The sequence below is a fragment of the Micromonospora sp. NPDC048907 genome, from assembly GCF_055586885.1.
In genome coordinates, this window is the sequence record NZ_JBVJHI010000006.1 from 459,865 (window position 1) to 475,884 (window position 16,020).

The 16,020-nt window shown below is 75.3% G+C and carries 11 protein-coding genes; 8 read left to right on the plus strand and 3 right to left on the minus strand.

Annotated features, from left to right (window positions below):
- The first annotated feature begins 176 nt into the window (after positions 1-176).
- Entirely contained in the window at positions 177-1,985 is a 1,809-nt protein-coding gene (locus ACZ6PY_RS23600; RefSeq protein WP_466075245.1) for a DUF6311 domain-containing protein, read from the plus strand.
- Positions 1,943-3,730: a DUF6311 domain-containing protein gene (locus ACZ6PY_RS23605; protein ID WP_466075031.1), complete on the plus strand. Its 1,788-nt coding sequence runs from the start codon at positions 1,943-1,945 to the stop codon at positions 3,728-3,730. The genes ACZ6PY_RS23600 and ACZ6PY_RS23605 overlap by 43 nt, the downstream gene beginning before the upstream one ends.
- 24 nt (positions 3,731-3,754) lie before the next feature.
- Here ACZ6PY_RS23605 and ACZ6PY_RS23610 read toward each other — a convergent pair whose 3' ends face one another.
- A complete protein-coding gene (locus ACZ6PY_RS23610; RefSeq protein ID WP_466075247.1) occupies positions 3,755-5,590 on the minus strand; it encodes a DUF6311 domain-containing protein in 1,836 nt (611 codons plus the stop codon).
- 96 nt (positions 5,591-5,686) lie between these two features.
- Between ACZ6PY_RS23610 and ACZ6PY_RS23615 the strand changes: the two genes are divergently transcribed.
- Positions 5,687-6,967: an outer membrane protein assembly factor BamB family protein gene (locus ACZ6PY_RS23615; protein WP_466075032.1), complete on the plus strand. Its 1,281-nt coding sequence runs from the start codon at positions 5,687-5,689 to the stop codon at positions 6,965-6,967.
- On the plus strand, positions 6,952-8,247 hold the full coding sequence (locus ACZ6PY_RS23620; RefSeq protein WP_466075033.1) for an outer membrane protein assembly factor BamB family protein: 1,296 nt from the start codon (positions 6,952-6,954) through the stop codon (positions 8,245-8,247). Before ACZ6PY_RS23615 ends, ACZ6PY_RS23620 begins: the two co-directional genes overlap by 16 nt.
- A 24-nt stretch (positions 8,248-8,271) precedes the next feature.
- Here ACZ6PY_RS23620 and ACZ6PY_RS23625 read toward each other — a convergent pair whose 3' ends face one another.
- Complete coding sequence (locus tag ACZ6PY_RS23625) at positions 8,272-9,519, minus strand: peptidase C39 family protein (RefSeq protein WP_466075034.1); 1,248 nt, start codon at positions 9,517-9,519, stop codon at positions 8,272-8,274.
- 160 nt (positions 9,520-9,679) lie between these two features.
- On the opposite strand from ACZ6PY_RS23625, the gene ACZ6PY_RS23630 reads away from it, so the two are divergent.
- The 4 genes from ACZ6PY_RS23630 (at position 9,680) to ACZ6PY_RS23645 (ending at position 14,896) form a co-directional block, all read left to right on the plus strand.
- Positions 9,680-10,348, plus strand: a complete 669-nt coding sequence (locus ACZ6PY_RS23630) for a response regulator transcription factor (protein ID WP_466075035.1) — start codon at positions 9,680-9,682, stop codon at positions 10,346-10,348.
- The gene (locus ACZ6PY_RS23635; RefSeq protein WP_466075036.1) at positions 10,345-11,505 is read left to right on the plus strand and encodes a sensor histidine kinase; all 1,161 of its coding nucleotides are present in this window, start codon (positions 10,345-10,347) and stop codon (positions 11,503-11,505) included. Before ACZ6PY_RS23630 ends, ACZ6PY_RS23635 begins: the two co-directional genes overlap by 4 nt.
- Positions 11,506-11,762: 257 nt before the next feature.
- A complete protein-coding gene (locus ACZ6PY_RS23640; RefSeq protein WP_466075038.1) occupies positions 11,763-14,303 on the plus strand; it encodes a malectin domain-containing carbohydrate-binding protein in 2,541 nt (846 codons plus the stop codon).
- A 206-nt stretch (positions 14,304-14,509) separates the two neighbouring features.
- Positions 14,510-14,896, plus strand: a complete 387-nt coding sequence (locus tag ACZ6PY_RS23645) for a VOC family protein (protein ID WP_466075040.1) — start codon at positions 14,510-14,512, stop codon at positions 14,894-14,896.
- Positions 14,897-14,961: 65 nt separating this feature from the next.
- On the opposite strand, the gene ACZ6PY_RS23650 is transcribed toward ACZ6PY_RS23645, so the two are convergent.
- The gene (locus tag ACZ6PY_RS23650) at positions 14,962-15,804 is read right to left on the minus strand and encodes a hypothetical protein (protein WP_466075042.1); all 843 of its coding nucleotides are present in this window, start codon (positions 15,802-15,804) and stop codon (positions 14,962-14,964) included.
- Between the last annotated feature and the right edge of the window lie 216 nt (positions 15,805-16,020).

Sequence of the window (16,020 nt, forward strand, 5' to 3'; positions counted from 1 at the left end):
CCCGTCACCCGGCCGCGCGCGGCTCACCCTTTCGGCCGATGACCATTGAGGACGGTGGGACGTGCGATTCGTACGCCATTCTCCTGCTCCGGTAGACTCCGCCGACTGTGACGCCTGCCGAGCCCCGTGGCGACTCGACGCCGGACGCCGACGCCTCGGGCGGACCGCTCTCCGTCATGGTGGACGAACGCGCGGTCACCGCCCGCGACCCGGAACCGGCCGCGCCGGCCGCCCGGCGGCGGTGGCGGTGGACGCCGCGCCGGCTGGACCTGGCCGTGTACGGGGTGTTCCTGCTCGTGGCGCTCTGGGTGACCAGCGGGATCTGGGCCGACCCGGCCGGCCGGGTGGCCGCGCTCTACAGCAGCGACCCGGCGCAGGTGCAGTTCTTCCTGGCCCACTCGGTGCGGGTCGTGCTGCACGGCGAGTACCCGTTCTACACCGACCAGTTCAACTATCCGGACGGGGTCAACCTGATGGCGAACACCGCCGTCCTGGCCCTCGGCATCCCCATGGTGCCGGTGACCCTCCTGTTCGGACCGGCGGTCTCCTTCGTCACCCTGGTCACGCTGGGCCTCGCCGGCACGGCCGCGGCCTGGTACCGGGTGCTCTCCCGGCACCTGGTGCGCCACCGGCTGGCCGCCGCCGTGGGCGGCTGGTTCTGCGGGTTCTCGCCGGCCATGCTGTCGCACGCCAACTGGCACCCGAACATCATCAGCCAGTTCCTGCTGCCGTTCATCGTGTGGCGGGTGCTGGTGCTGACCCGCTCCACCCGGCCGGTCCGGGACGGCGCGCTGCTCGCCCTGCTGGTCACCGCGCAGGCGTTCGTCAACGAGGAGATCCTGCTCTTCACGGCGCTGGCCTGCGGGGTGTTCCTGTTCGCCGTCGTGGTGCAGCAGCGCGAGCGGTGGGCCGCCGCCCGGCGCCCGCTCGGCGTGGGGCTGGCCGTGTGCGCGGTGCTCGCCGGGGCGCTGCTGGCGTACCCGCTGTGGGTGCAGTTCGCCGGGCCGATGGCATATCACGGGCTCAGCGACACGGTCCGCGACTACGGCAACGACATCGCCGCGTTCTTCACCCCCGGCTCGCCCACCCTCGGCGGCAACGAGCGGGCCAACGTGAACCTGGCCCCGAACTACTCGGAGGAGAACGCCTTCTTCGGCTGGAGCCTGTCGCTGCTCGCCGTCGGCATCGTGGTCTGGCTGCGCCGGGAGGTGGTGGTCCGGGCGCTCGCCGCGACCGGGCTGTTCTTCGCCGTGCTCTCCCTCGGCGAGCGGATCTCCTGGTGGGACCGGGACCTGGTCACCGGCCCGTGGGAGCTGCTGGTCAAGGTGCCGCTGCTGGACGCCGTGGTGCCCACCCGGTTCGGCCTCATCACCACCGTGGTCGTCGGGGTGCTGCTGGCCCTGGCCGTCCAGCGGGCCGCCGCGCTGGGGGTCGTGGAGCCGCGCACCATGCGTACCCTGACCGCCGCCGGCCTGGTGTTCGCGCTGCTGCCCATCGCGCCCATGCCGTTGCGGGTCACCACCCGGCCGGCCGTGCCGACATTCATCACGGCCGACCGGTGGCGGCAGTACGTCGGCCCGGACCAGACGCTGGTCTCCGTGCCGGTGCCGGCCATGGGCAACACCGATCCGATGCGCTGGGCGGCCAGCACCGACCTGGCCTTCAAGATCCCCGGGGGCTACTTCCTGGCCCCCCGCAACGGGGTCACCGGCGACCCGGGCCGCTTCGGCGGCCGGCCCAGCGGCATCGGCGAGCTGCTCGCCGAGGTCGAGGCCACCGGGCGTACGCCGAAGCTCGACGACCGGCAGCGCCGCCGCTTCCTCGACGAGCTGCGGCACTGGCGGGCCGCCATCGTGGTGCTGCCGCTGAACGAGCAGAACGCCGAACCGCTGCGCCGCACCGTGGAGCAGCTGGTCGGGCCCGCCCGGCAGGAGCTGGACGTGTGGTTGTGGGACGTCCGGACACTGACCAGCCAGTCCGCCTGACCGGCCCGGACCGCCCCGACCCCGCGCCCCGGCGCCGGTGGCGGCCGCGCCCGGTCGACGCGCTCGTGGTCGCCGGCTACCTGGGCGTGGCCGTGCTGCTCACCGCCGGCCAGTGGGGCCGGCCCGACCGGCTGTTCCACCAGGCCGGCGACCAGATGCTCTTCGAGTGGATGCTGGCCCGCGCCTCCCGGGCGGTGACCGGCGGGGAGAACCCGCTGCACAGCACCGCGTTGAACGTGCCGGACGGCGTCAACCTGATGGCCAACACCTCGGTGCTCGGGCTGGGCGTGCCGCTCACCCCGGTCACCGCGCTGTTCGGCTCGCAGGCGGCCTTCCTCGTCGCCGTGGTGCTCTGCCTCGCCGGCACCGCCACCGCCTGGTACGCGCTGCTCGCCCGCCGGCTGGTCCGCTCCCGGGCCGCCGCGGCGGTGGGCGGACTGTTCTGCGGTTTCGCCCCGGGCCTGGTGTCACAGGCCGGGGCGCACCTGCACATGGCGGCCCAGTTCCTGGTCCCGGTGATCCTCGGGCTGGTGTTCCGGCCGGCCGCCGACCGGGTCCGCCGGGACGGGATCCTGCTCGGGCTGGCCGTCGCGTACCAGGTCTTCCTCGGCGAGGAGGTGCTGGTCTTCCTCGCCCTCGCGGCCGGGGTGTTCGCCGGGGCGTACGCGCTCGCGGACCGGGCCGGCGCGCGCCGGCTGGCACCCGTGGTGGCGCGCCGGCTCGGCATCGGCGCGCTGGTCGCCGGGGCGCTGCTGGCGTACCCGCTGTGGGTGCAGTTCCACGGCGCCGGGCACTACCGGGGGATGCCCTTCTACACGCGGGGCTACCGGCTGGACCTGGCCTCCTACGCCGGCGCCGCCCGGCAGACCGTCGCCGGGGACGGCTACCACTCCGGGCTGCTCTCGCCGAACCCCACCGAGGAGAACTCGTTCTTCGGGCCGTTCCTGCCGCTGCTGGCCGTGCTGATCGTGGTCCGGCTGTGGCGGCGGCCCCTGGTCCGGGCCCTCGCGGCCTGCGCGCTTCTCTTCGCGCTGCTCTCCCTCGGTACCACGGTCGTGGTGAACCGGCACGACACCGGGCTGCCCGGGCCGTACCGGCTGCTCGCCGGGGTGCCGCTGCTCGACCTCGTGGTGCCGGCCCGGTTCGCGCTGGTGTGCGTACCGGTGCTCGGGGTGCTGCTGGCCCTCGCCCTGAACCGGGTCCGGGGCCGCGCGGCCCGGACCTGGGTGCCGTGGGCGGGCGCGGTCGCGGCCGCGCTGCTGCCGCTCACCCCGACCCCGATCCGCACCGTGCCGGCCATGCCGGTGCCGGCCTTCGTCACCGACGGCGACTGGCGGGCGTACGTGCCGCCGGGGCGGACGCTCGTGCCGGTGCCGCCGGTCACCGGGTCCGGGGTCAGCCCGGCCATGTTCTGGTCGGGGCGCGCCGGCCTGGCCTTCGACGCGCCGGGCGGCTACTTCATCGGCCCCCGCTCCGCCGGCGACCCCACCGCGCACTGGGGTGCGCCGGACCGGCCCACCTCGCTGCTGCTGCGGCGGGCCGCCGAGACCGGCCAGGTGCCCCCGATCGGCGACGCGGAACGCCGCCAGGCCGTCGCGGACCTGCGGCACTGGCGGGCGGCCGTGCTGGTGCAGGCCGACTCGACGCCGGGCGACCCGGTGCGCGCCACGGTCGACGCCCTGGTCGGCCCCGGCCGCGACGTCCCCGGCGCCCACCTGTGGGACGTCCGGTCCCTCCTCGGCTGACCGGCCCCTCCTCGGCTGGCCGGGTCAGACGCGGTCGCGGACGTCCCAGAGCCAGACGTCGTCGACGCGCCGCGGCTCGCCGAGCAGCTGGGTCATCAGCTCGCGGAGGACCGCCTCGCGCGGGTTCGCGCCGAGCACCACCACCGACGCCTTCCAGAAGCGCAGGTCGTCGAGGGCCTGGCGGCGGTTCTCCCCGGTCAGCGGCGGGACCTTGTTCGCGTCCATGGTGGCGTAGATGAGGGTGCTGGTCGGCCGGTTCGGCGCGCCGAAGACCCCCTCGCCCGCCTCGTTCGGCCCGATGAAGTAGCCGCCGGGGATGGGGAACGCCTGCGCGGTGAGCGCGCTCCAGCGCAGCGTGGGCAGGCCGTGCACGTTGCTCGGGATCGGCACCGGCACCAGGGTGCGGCCGTCCGGCACGTAGGGCCGCCAGCCGCCCGCCGTGATGAAGTGCGGCGGCGGGTCGATCCGCTGGGCCGGCAGCGGGCGGGGGAACAGGGGGAGCAGGGCGGCCACTATGGCCGCGTACCCGACGGGACGCAGCCAGCGTGGGCGCGGCCCGGGAGGGGCGGAGCCGGTGCGCTGGGCGGGCACCGGGGGGCGGCCGCGGCCGGACAGGGCGTCCCAGGCCAGCGCGAGCAGCACGCCGACCGCGGCGGCCACCACCAGGCTGAGCCGGGTCGGCATCATCATCTCGACCAGCGGCAGGTTGTCCGGCACGTACGCCCACGGGCCGTCGACGGTGGTCTCCACTCCGCCGAAGCGCACCTTCGGGCCGATCGCGGCGACGGAGAAGACCACCACGAGCACGGCCAGGATCCGGGCCGGCAGCGAGCGGCGCACCAGCAGCACCAGGGCGACAAGCGCGACGAGCACCAGCGGCCAGCCGAACCAGGTGTTCTGCTCGGTCAGCCCGATGGTCTGCTCCACCGCCTCGTTCCCGGCGACGGTGTCCCGGGCGAAGGTGACGAAGGCCATCAGGTCCTCGCCCCAGTTGTGGAAGACCCCGCCCTGCAGGCCCCGGTAGGACTGCGGCCCGTTGAACTGGAACCAGATCGGGTACGCGGTCAGCAGCAGGGCCAGCCCGCCGCCCACCCCGGCGGCGGCGAGGAACGCGCCGGCCCGCTCGCGCGCCGCGCGTGGCCGCTGCACCACCCAGGCCACCACGACCACCAGGCAGGCCAGCGCGGTGAGCAGCAGCATCTCCTCGTTGATGAAGATCTGGTACGCCACCAGCAGGCCCAGCGCGATCCCGTTGCGCCGCCAGCGACCCGGTTCGCCCAGGCGCAGCACCCGGGCCACGATCAGCGGGAGCAGGAAGTTGGAGACGAAGTTCGGCTGCCCGTTGGCGTGGTGCACGATGCCCGGGGCGAAGCCGAGGAAGGCGCCGCCGACGAAGGCGGCCCCGCGCGAGCGCACCAGGTGCCGGGAGAGCATCCAGTAGGAGGTCGCCGCCGTCGCCGAGAGCGCCGCGCCGAGGTAGAGCGCGTACACCACCTGTGGGCCGAGCAGCAGGGTGAGCGGCGCCAGCGGCAGGGTGACCCCGAGCAGCGAGGTGTTCGCCATCATGTTCACCCCGTCCGGCGCGTTCTGCCGGGCGGTGAAGAGCGGGTTCTCCAGGTGACGCAGCGAGTACGCGCCGTGCGCGAAGAGCCACTCGAACCAGCTGTGGTCGGTCGGCAGGTGCGAGGAGACCCGGTGTTGCACGTCGCCCCAATAGTTGAGGCAGACGAGAACGCCGAGCACCGCATAGGCTCCGATGGCCAGCACGTCGGCGCGGGCCGGCCGGCGTCGGGGCCGACGCGGCGGGTCCGCCACGACGGCCTCGGCCTCGACGGGCGAGGAGTTCAGCGAGGGGTCCACCACCGGCACAGCCACGACGGGCCATCGTACAGGCGGCACGTCGTCGCGCCGGTCACGGCCGGGCCGCCGGTGCGGCGGCGTGGAGAGGGGGTGGTCGTGGCCGTCATCGATCTGGGTGAGCTGCGCGACGACACCGCTCCCGGCACGATGGCACGGCGGCCGCGGGCCGCCGGCCGTCCGTTCCGGAGCGTCGTGGTGCTCCTGGTGGCGCTGGTCACGCTCGCCGCCGCCGCCCCGCCGGCGCGGTCCGCCGCGCGCACCCTGCCGGGCTCCGCCGCGTCCGCCGCGTTCGTCGCCGGCGACCGGGTGTACGTGGTGCAGCCGCCCGACCCGCAGCGCGGCGTGGGCCGGCAACTCGTCGCGTACCGGGCCGCCGGCGGTCCACTCCGGACACTCTGGCGGACGCTGGTGCCCGGGGCGGGCGTCGCCACCACGGTGTGGGAACAGGACGGCATGGTGCTGCTCGTCGGGCGGACCGCCGGCGACTCCGCGTGGGAGACGATCGGCTTCGACGCCCGCACCGGCCGGGTGGGCTGGGTCCAGCCCGGGGTGGGCTTCCCGGCCGGCGGGGCGCTGCTCCTGCAGGTGCCCGAGATGGCGGGCCGGGAGGCGGTCCGCCGGGTGGCGCTGAGCGACGGCCGGACCCTCTGGTCGGTCCCGGGCACGCCGGACGACGTCGAGCTCAACTTCGGCCCGTCCGGGGTGGACCGGCTGGTGCACCTGCCGGCCGCCGGTGCGACCGCCGTGTACGACGCGGCCAGCGGCACCCGGCTGGCCGCCCGCGACCTGGCCCCCGGTGACCGGCCCACCCGGCAGCGGACCCTGCTCGCCGCCGGGATGCTGCTGGCGATGGGGGACGACGGCGGCACCGTCACCGCCTACGACCTGGACACCCTCCGGCAGCGCTGGACGGCCCGGCTCCCGCTGGTCGGCTACGCCGAGCGGTGCGGCGACCTGCTCTGTGCCACCCGGCTGACCGGCGGGATGTGGGCGCTCGACCCCGACACCGGCGCGGTGCGGTGGTCCGACGACCGCTGGACGGGGGCGCTGGCTACCGACGGCGGCCGCCTCCTGGTCGCCACGGGCGACCCCACCGCCACCGGAACCGCCCTGGCGGTGGTGGAGGAGGCCACCGGACGGCTGGTGGCCGACCTCGGCCGGTGGGACGTGATCCCGCAGGACGAGTACGACGGCCGGCTGTTCGGCGTCCGGCGGATCCGGAACAGCCGCCTGCTCCTCGTCGAGCTGGACCCGACCGCCGGCCGCCCCGAGGTGCGTGACGTGCTGGTCGGCGCCGTCGGCGACTGCCGGACGGGCGCGGAGCTGCTCGTCTGCCGCCACACCGACGGCGGGTTCGGGCTGTGGCGGCTGCCGTGAGCCCGGTCATCGAGCTGGGGGAGATGCGGCATGGCGAGGAGGCCGACGAGCCTTCCCCGGCGCCGGTCCGGCCGCCGGGCCGGGTGGCCCGGGTCGTGGCGGTCTGCTGCCTCGCCCTGCTGACCCTGGCGGGCGCGACCCCGCCGGCCCGGCCGCCGGCGGGGCTCAAGGTGCCCGCGCCGCAGGGCGCCATCTTCCTGGTCCTGGCCAACCGGCTGGTGGTGGCCGACGGCCCGGGCACCGTCGGCCTGGGCGGCCGGGTGGTCACCGGGCACCGGCTGCCCGGCGGCGAGCCGCTGTGGCGGTTCACCCTGACCGCGGGGGACCACGTCCTCGGCCTCGGCACGGTGGCCGGCGGGCTGCTGGTGACGAGCAGCCCGGCCGGGGCCGGCGACACCCTCTCCACCCTGCTGGACCCGGCGACCGGCGCGGTGCGCTGGCGCCAGTCCGGGTACGCGGTGTCGACCGCGTCCGGCGGGGTGCTGTTCGAGACGCCGCGCGCGGCGGGGACGGGCACGGTTCTGGCCGTCGACCCCGCCTCCGGCGCGGTGCGCTGGTCGCTGCCGCTGCCCAGCAACGGGGTGGCGTACCGGACGGGCGCCCGGGGAGTGACGCAGATCGTGCTGGTCACCCCCGACGGCCGGGTGGAGGTGCACGACGCGGACTCCGGGGCGCTGGTGCACGCCGGCCGGGTGCCGCCCGCCGCGGATGGCGTCTCCTACCGGTTCACCCAGGTGGTGGCCGGCCTGCTGCTGGTCGACGGCACGCCGGGCACCGTCACCGCGTACGGGCTCGACCGGCTGGACCGGCGCTGGGACGTGCCGGTGGAGCCCCGCGCCGGGGTGTGGTTCGTCGAGTGCGCCGGCATGGTGTGCATCCGCGACCAGGTCGGCGGCGTACGCGCCCTCGACCCCGCCACCGGTCGGCCCGGCTGGGTGGACGACCAGTGGATCGGGATGGCCCCCGTCGGCGACCGGCTGCTGGGCGCCGAGCCGGGCGTCGGGCTGGAACTGGAGCTGTCGGTGCTCGACCCGGCCACCGGGCGCGCCCTCGCCCGGCTCGGCCGCTGGCGGACCGCCGGCGTCGAGAGCGGCCAGCTGCTCGGCCTGCGCCGCCTGACCGGCGACCGGACGCTGGTCGGCACGCTGGACGTGGCGGCCGGCGAGGCGCGGATCCGGGCGGTGCTGCCGGGCACCTGGGACGAGTGCGCCGACTCGGGCACGGCTGTGGTCTGCCTGCGCCCGTCGGGCGGGCTGGTGATCTGGCGGACGGGCCGGTGACTCAGCGGGCGGCGGGCGGCCGGGTCACCAGTTGGCCTGGGCGGGTGCCGGCGGCAGCGGCACCGAGTCGGGGCGCACCACGTAGACGACGCCGCCGCTGCCACCCTGCCAGGCGGCCTCGAACGCCGACCGGGGCACGGTCCGGCGCACCCCCTCGTCGTCGGGCGCGTACGGGTCGTTGAGCACCGGGTCGCCGTCGGCCGTGAAGCCGACCAGCACGATGAGGTGCCCCCGGGTGTCGTAGTCCAGCCCGGGCACCTGCCCCCGGGTGAAGGCCGCCGAGACGATCAGCGGGATGCCGGCGGCCACGAACCGTTCCGCCTCGGCCAGGGAGCGCAGCCGGGTGACGAACGCGTCCACCCCGTGCAGCCCCGCGTACGCGGTGTTGAACGCCCAGTTCCCGGCCCCCGCGTACGCGTGGTCGTAGCAGTGCCGGGCGGCGTGCACCACCACCGGCCGGGGGCCGGGCGGGGCGACCCAGGCGTACCGGTCCGGGGTGGGGCCGGCGCCCCAGAAGTCGAGCACCATCGAGACGCAGGTGGGGCTGCACCAGGAGTCCCCGCCGCCGCCCCAGCGGGTCTCCCCGCCGGCGTGCAGCCGCTGCGCGTAGCGGGGCACGTCGAGCACCCGGCCCCGCGCCGCGCCGGCTGCCGTGCCGGCCGGGGCCGGCGTCGGGACCGGCCCGCCGTGCGGCGCGCCGCCCGCGCGGGTCGCCGGCGTGCCGGTGCCGGTCCGGGTTTCGGCCGAGGCGACCACGCCGACCGTGCGCAGCACCGGGCCGGCCGGCGCGTCGGGGCGCCGGAGCAGGGTGACCCGGACCTGCCAGCCGGTGACTGTCGCGCCCGTCACGCGCAGGGTGTCGGCCGCGACCGAGGCCGCGCCGTCCGCCTGGCCGGGCACCGAGGAGCGGTGGATCGCCGTGTCGTCGGCGGCCCACCGGCCCAGCTCGTACCAGCCGGTGGCGGCGGTGTCCCCGGCGAAGCCGCGCAGCTCCACCCGCAGCCAGCAGCCGGGCGGGGTGTCGGCGGTCCAGGAGGGGACCAGCTCGGCGGCGGAGAAGCCGACCGGCACCACGGGGGAGGTCCAGGTCGCGGCGTCGTACCCGGCGGTGTCGCCGGAGTGCGGGTCGGTGTGGTCCAGGCGGTCGGCCGGCGTGGCCAGCACCAGGCCGTCCGGGCCGGCGGCCACCCCGTCGGCGGCGCCGAGGCGCAGGTCCGCCGGGAAGCGGAAGCGGTGGTACGTCACGTCCCGGCCGGGGTCGACAGCGGTCATGCGGGCTCCCGTCGGGCTCGGGCCCGGCCCGGTGGCCGGGGCGCTTGTCGCTCGCTGCCGGGCAGCATCGCGTACCTGAAGATCTTTTGCAATGACGGCGCGCGAGGGACGCTTGGCGGCCCGCACTAGGTTGTGGGAGGTCACGAGGTGGGAGGCCGGGATGCGGGTACTGGTGGTCGAGGACGAGCGGAACCTCGCCGACGCGATCGCGCGCGGACTGCGCAAGCGCGGGATGGCCGTGGACGTCGCCTACGACGGCGACGCCGGGCACGAGGCCGCCTTCGTGACCCGCTACGACGTGGTGATCCTGGACCGGGACCTGCCCGGCGTGCACGGCGACCGGATCTGCGCCGACCTGGCCGCGTCCGGCGCGCTGACCCGGGTGCTGATGCTGACCGCGAGCGTCACGGTCGCCGACCGGGTGGAGGGGCTGCGGCTCGGCGCCGACGACTACCTGCCCAAGCCGTTCGCCTTCGACGAGCTGGTCGCCCGGGTGCAGGCGCTGGGGCGGCGGGCCACCCCGGCCGCCCCGCCGGTGCTCGAGGTGGCCGACCTGGTGCTCGACCCGGCCCGCCGGGTGGTCACCCGGGGCGGCGAGCCGGTCGACCTGACCAACAAGGAGTTCGGCGTGCTGGCCGAGCTGCTCAAGGCGCGGGGCGCGGTGGTCTCCAGCGAGGAACTGCTGGAGCGGGTCTGGGACGCGAACACCGACCCGTTCACCACCATCGTCCGGGTCACCGTGATGACACTGCGCAAGAAGCTCGGCGACCCCCCACTGATCGACACGGTGGTCGGCGCGGGCTACCGGATCGGCGAGGCCACCGCATGACCGGGCGATCCCGGCCGCGGCCCACCCTGCGGCTGCGGCTCACCCTGCTCAACGGGGTGCTGCTGGTCGGGGCCGGGGCGGTCCTGGTGCTGCTGGCCTGGCTGCTGGTCCGGGACGCGCTGCGCCCCACCGACGAGCTGCTGCCCGGCACCACCGTGGTGCTCGCCGACGGCCGCACCCTCGACGCCGGGCACTGGCAGCGGGAACTGGTCGACGCCGCCTCCCGCGAGCTGCTGGTCAAGGCCCTGGTGGCGCTGGTGGCGATCGGCATGGTCGGGATCGCCGGCGCGTACGCGGTGGCCGGCCGGGCGCTGCGCCCGCTGCACCAGGTCACCGCCACCGCGCGCCGGCTCGGCGAGACCACCCTCGACGAGCGGATCGGCTGGTCCGGCGCGAACGACGAGGTGGCCGAGCTGGCCGAGACCTTCGACGCCATGCTGGACCGGATCGGCGCCGCGTTCGAGGCGCAGAAGCGGTTCGTGGCCAACGCCTCGCACGAGCTGCGGACCCCGCTCGCGGTGATGCGCACCGAGATCGACGTGACACTCAGCGACGACGAGGCGGACCTCGCCGAGTACCGCCGGATGGCCAGCGTGGTGCGGGACGCCTCGGAACGCGCCAACGGGCTTGTCGACGCGCTGCTGGTGCTGGCCCGCAGCGAGGCGCAGACGGGCGGCCGGCTGGCCCGGCGCACCGAGTTCGACCTCGCCGTGGGCACCGCCAACGCGCTCTCCGCGATGGCCCGCGAGGTGGAGCGGATCGGCCTCAAGGTGCACACCTCGCTGCGGGCCGCGCCGGTGGTCGGCGACCCGGGCCTGCTCGACCGGCTCGCCGGCAACCTCGTGGAGAACGCGGTCCGCTACAACCACCTGCACGGCCGGCTCTGGGTGCGCACCGGCACCGACGGGCAGCGGTCCTGGCTCGTGGTCGGGAACACGGGTTTCGAGGTGGCCCCGGCCGACGTGCCGGGGCTGTTCGAACCGTTCCGGCGCGGCGGCCAGGAGCGCACCGGCGCCCGCGGCTCGGGCCTCGGACTGTCCATCGTGCGCGCGGTCTGCGACGCGCACGGCGGCACGGTGAAGGCGGTCGCCCAGCCGGGCGGCGGCCTGGAGGTGACCGTCACCCTGCCGTCGGCCGACGCGCCCGCGGCCACGTAGGAGCCGATCGGCGTCCGCGCGGCCGACCGACGGTACGCGCCGGACCGCCGACCTGACGGCCGCCGCCCGCCGAACCACCATCCGCGGCCACCTGTTCGTGCGGGCGGTCCGGCTGTCCCGGCCGGTCGCGCCGGGTGGTCGGGCGGGAGCGGCGCGGTGGTCGGGCAGAAAGCGCGGCCGGTGCTGGACGGCGCGTGGCGGGTGGCCCAGGGTGAGTGCTGCCTCACGCCTGTCCGTACCAGTCTCCGGAGCTGCCAGTGACCCCACCCTCGGCCCTTCCGCGCCGTGTCCTCGTGGCCCTCGCCGCCGTCGCGCTCACCGCCGCCGGACTGGCCCCGGCCGGTCCCGCCGCCGCCGCGCCCGGCCACACCACCGTGGTCAGAGAGACGCCCTCCACCGCCTCGCCAGACATCATGGACGGCACGGTCGACGCGATCCACGACGCCGGCTCCAAGATCATTGTGGCCGGCTCGTTCACCCGGGTGCAGAACCGCGGGTCCGACGTCGACATCACCCGCAACTACCTGCTCGCCTTCGACAAGGCCACCGGCACGGTCGACACGGCCTTCGCGCCGGCCGTCGACAACGAGGTGTTCGCGGTGGTCGCCGGACCCACCGCCGGGACGGTCTTCGTCGCCGGCAAGTTCAACACCGTCAACGGGGTGACCCGGCGCAAGGTGGCCCTGCTCAACGTCGCCACCGGAGCGGTGGTCACCAGCTTCGCCGGGCCGGCGTTCAACGGGCTGGTCAACGACATCGCCCTGGTCGGCGGGCGGCTGCTGGTCGGCGGCATCTTCACCACGGCCGGCAACCCCAACCCGCGCGGCGGCCTCGCCTCGCTCAACGCGAGCACCGGCGCGGTGGACGGCTACCTCACCACGACGCTCACCGAGCACCACAACTACGACGGGGTCAGCGGCTCCAACGCCGGCGTCGGGGCCGAGAAGCTGGCCGTCTCACCGGACGGCACGAAGCTCGTGGTGATCGGCAACTTCAAGAAGGCCGACGGGGTGCTGCACGACCAGATCGTCAAGCTCGACCTGGGCGCCACGGCGGCCACCGTGGCCGACTGGAACACCAGCCGGTACACCCCGCGCTGCGCCTGGTGGGCGTTCGACTCGTACATGCGGGACCTCGCGTTCGCCCCGGACGGCAGCTACTTCGTGGTGGTGACCACCGGCGCGCCCAACGGCGGCACGCTCTGCGACGCCGCCGCCCGCTGGGAGGCCGACGCCACCGGCACCGACCTCCAGCCCACCTGGGTCGACTACACCGGCGGCGACACCTACCTCTCCGTCGGCATCAGCGAGCAGGCGGTCTACGTGGGCGGCCACTTCCGCTGGTTGAACAACAGCTTCGGCGGCGACTCCGCCCAGGCCGGCGCCGTGGGCCGGCCCAGCATCGCGGCCCTCGACCCGCGCACCGGGCTGCCCCTGTCCTGGAACCCCGGCCGGCACCCGCGCGGCATCGGCGCCTCCGAGATGCTGGTCACCCCGGCCGGCCTCTGGGTCGGCTCGGACACCTCGTGGATCGGCAACTTCCAGTACCGGCGCGAGCGGATCGCGTTCTTCCCGCTGGCCGGCGGCGCCGCGCCGCACCCGACCACCACGGCCACCCTCCCCGGGAACGTGTACCAGGCCGGGGTCCCGGCGCCGACGAACGTGCTGTACCGGGTCAACGCGGGTGGTCCCCTCGTCGCCTCGACCGACACCGGACCGGACTGGGCGGCCGACGACGGCGGGAACCCCAGCCCGTACCACAACGCCGGCAGCAGCACCGCCGGCTTCGCGCCGGTCGGCGGCGTCGACGCCACGGTGCCGGCCGGCACCCCCGCCGCGCTCTACAACGACGAACGCTGGGACCCGGCCGGCGACACGGAGATGAGCTGGCAGTTCCCGGTGCCCACGGGCACCGAGGTGCAGGTCCGGCTCTACCTGGCCAACCGGTACGACGGCACGGCCGCCCCCGGCTCCCGGGTCTTCGACGTAGCCGTGGAGGGCACGACGGTCCTGGACGACCTCGACCTGTCCGCCGCCGTGGGCCACAACGTGGGCACCATGCGGGCGTTCACCGTGGTCAGCGACGGCTCGATCGGCGTCGACTTCCAGCACGTGGTGGAGAATCCGCTCGTCGACGGCATCGAGATCGTCAAGACCGGCACCCCGCCCGCCGGCACCGGCAACGAGGTGCAGGTCCGGTCGTACGACGGGGTCGCCACGGTCGGCGCGGCCGCCCCGGTGGCCGTGCCGGACGGCACCGCCTGGTCCACCGCGCGCGGCGCGTTCTGGGTAGGTGGCACGCTCTTTTACGGCATGAACGGGTCGCTGTGGCGGCGCACCTTCGACGGGTCCACCTTCGGCGCCGCGTCGGCCGTCGACCCGTACCACGACGCCTACTGGGACGCCGTGGAGACGGACTCCGGCCCGGCCGGCCAGACGTACGCCGGGGTGACCAGCAACTTCTATCCCGAGATCCCCAACGTCACCGGCATGTTCTACAGCGGCGGCCGGCTCTACTACACCCTCGCCGGGCAGGGCGGCCTGTTCTGGCGCTGGTTCACCCCCGACAGCGGCGTGGTGGGCGCGGAGAAGTTCACCGTCACCGGGGCGAGCGGCTTCGGCGACGCCGGCTCGGTCTTCCTGGCCGGCAGCACCCTCTACAAGGTCAACCGCGGCACCGGCGAGCTGTCGGCCACCGACTGGGCGGGCGGTGCGCCGTCCGCCGCGTTCACCGTCCGCAGCGGCCCGGCCGTGGACGGCGTCGACTGGCGGGCGAAGGCGGTCTTCGTCGGCCCGTGACCCCGGGCCTCTCGTCCGGCCCGGTCCCGCCACGCGGGGCCGGGCCGGCCTTGTCCCCGCCGCCGGCTGATGACATGATCAGCGGCGTCAGCCCGAGGTGTGGAAGGGGGTGCGGTCGATGTCCACGATGAACAGTCCCGCGCCCCGCAGTCCCCGCTGACCCGTCCTCACTCCGCGGGGCGCACTCCGATCCAGGAGGAAGCACCGTGAGTGCACAGATCCACTGCGTCACCGTCGAGAGCGACGACCCGTACGTCCTGGCCAGCTGGTGGGCCCGGGCGCTCGACCGGAAGCTGCACGACGACGACCACCCGGGCGACCCGGAGGCGGTCCTCGCCGCCCCCGACGGCCATGGCCCCGACCTGCTCTTCGTCGCCGTGGGCGAGCGGCACGGCAAGGGCGCGTTCCACCTCGACGTGCACGCGGCCGAGGGGACCCGGGACGAGGAGGTGGCCCGGCTGCGCGACCTCGGGGCCACAGTGGTCGACGACCGGCGCCGGCCGGACGGCACCGGCTGGGTGGTCCTCGCCGACCCCGAGGGCAACGAGTTCTGCGTCTGCCGCAGCCCCGCCGAGCGGGCCGCCTCGGCCTGACCGGTGAAAACGGAAACCGGGCCCCCGCCGGCCGGCGGGGGCCCGGTGCACCGGGTCGGCGGGGACTAGTCCCGCTTCTCGATCTCGCCGCGCATGGTCACGAACTCCTGCTGGATCTCGGTCGCGGACTTGAAGTAGACCACCACCATGCCCAGGCTGCCCTTGTCGACCCAGAGGCACACGGCCACCGGGACGTCCTCGGCCTTGCCGTCGCCACACTTGGCATCGCCGCCCAACGGGCCGGCGTCGACCGTCTTGAACTCCTTGGCGCCCAGCTGGGGGGTGATCGCCGTGATGGCGTCCGCCATCTCCTTCTGCGGGTCGGCGATGACGCCGGACGCGCCGGCGATCATGACGAGGTCCTTCTTCGCCGGCTCGCCGTAGAACGCGCCCACGGTGCTGGTGGCGTTCGGGACGTCCTTGGCGATCTCGGACTTCATCTGGGTGGCGGCCGTCTGGAGCTCCGGCTCGTTCACCTTGGCCCGGCCCGCCAGCGTGGCGGGCTCGACCAGGCGGGTCTTCGTCGCCTGGACGACCTCACCGACCTCGTCCTTGGCGGCGAACCAGATGGCGACACCGCCGCCCACGCAGAGCACCAGCACGACGGCCAGCACGATGAGCAGGATCTTGCCGACGCTCGACTTCTTCTTCGGCGGCAGCGGGGCCGGGGCGCCGTAGCCGGGCTGGCCGGCCTCCGGGTAGCCGCCGTACTGCTGGCCGGGCTGGCCGGCCTGGCCGGGCTGGCCGCTCTCCGGGTAGCCGCCGCCGTACTGCGGCTGCTGCTGGGGAGCCGGCGGGTAGCCGCCGCCGTACTGGGGCTGCTGCTGCTGCGGCGGCTGGTAGCCGCCGGGCTGCTGCGGGGGCGGGGGGTAGGAACCGGGGTAGGGATTGGACGGCGGCTGGGACATGTTTTGGCAGCTCCTGCTGAGAAGTCCGGACGCGTGATCGTAGCCAGCCGCACCGACAGCGCACTGTCCGGCCACCGACGACGTGACGAAACCGGAACCAGGTCGTGACCGCGCCGGCCGCCCGGTGACCGCGGGGTGGCCGGCCGGTGACCGGATTCCGGCCCCGGAACGACCGATCGCGGTGGCCGGACCGTCCCGAGGGGACGGCCGGCCACC

Coding starts and splice junctions, on each gene's coding strand:
- ACZ6PY_RS23600 (WP_466075245.1), top strand. CDS start 177: ATGGTGGACGAACGCGCGGTCACCGCCCGCGACCCGGAACCGGCCGCG.
- ACZ6PY_RS23625 (WP_466075034.1), bottom strand. CDS start 9,519: ATGACCGCTGTCGACCCCGGCCGGGACGTGACGTACCACCGCTTCCGC.
- ACZ6PY_RS23630 (WP_466075035.1), top strand. CDS start 9,680: ATGCGGGTACTGGTGGTCGAGGACGAGCGGAACCTCGCCGACGCGATC.
- ACZ6PY_RS23635 (WP_466075036.1), top strand. CDS start 10,345: ATGACCGGGCGATCCCGGCCGCGGCCCACCCTGCGGCTGCGGCTCACC.
- ACZ6PY_RS23650 (WP_466075042.1), bottom strand. CDS start 15,804: ATGTCCCAGCCGCCGTCCAATCCCTACCCCGGTTCCTACCCCCCGCCC.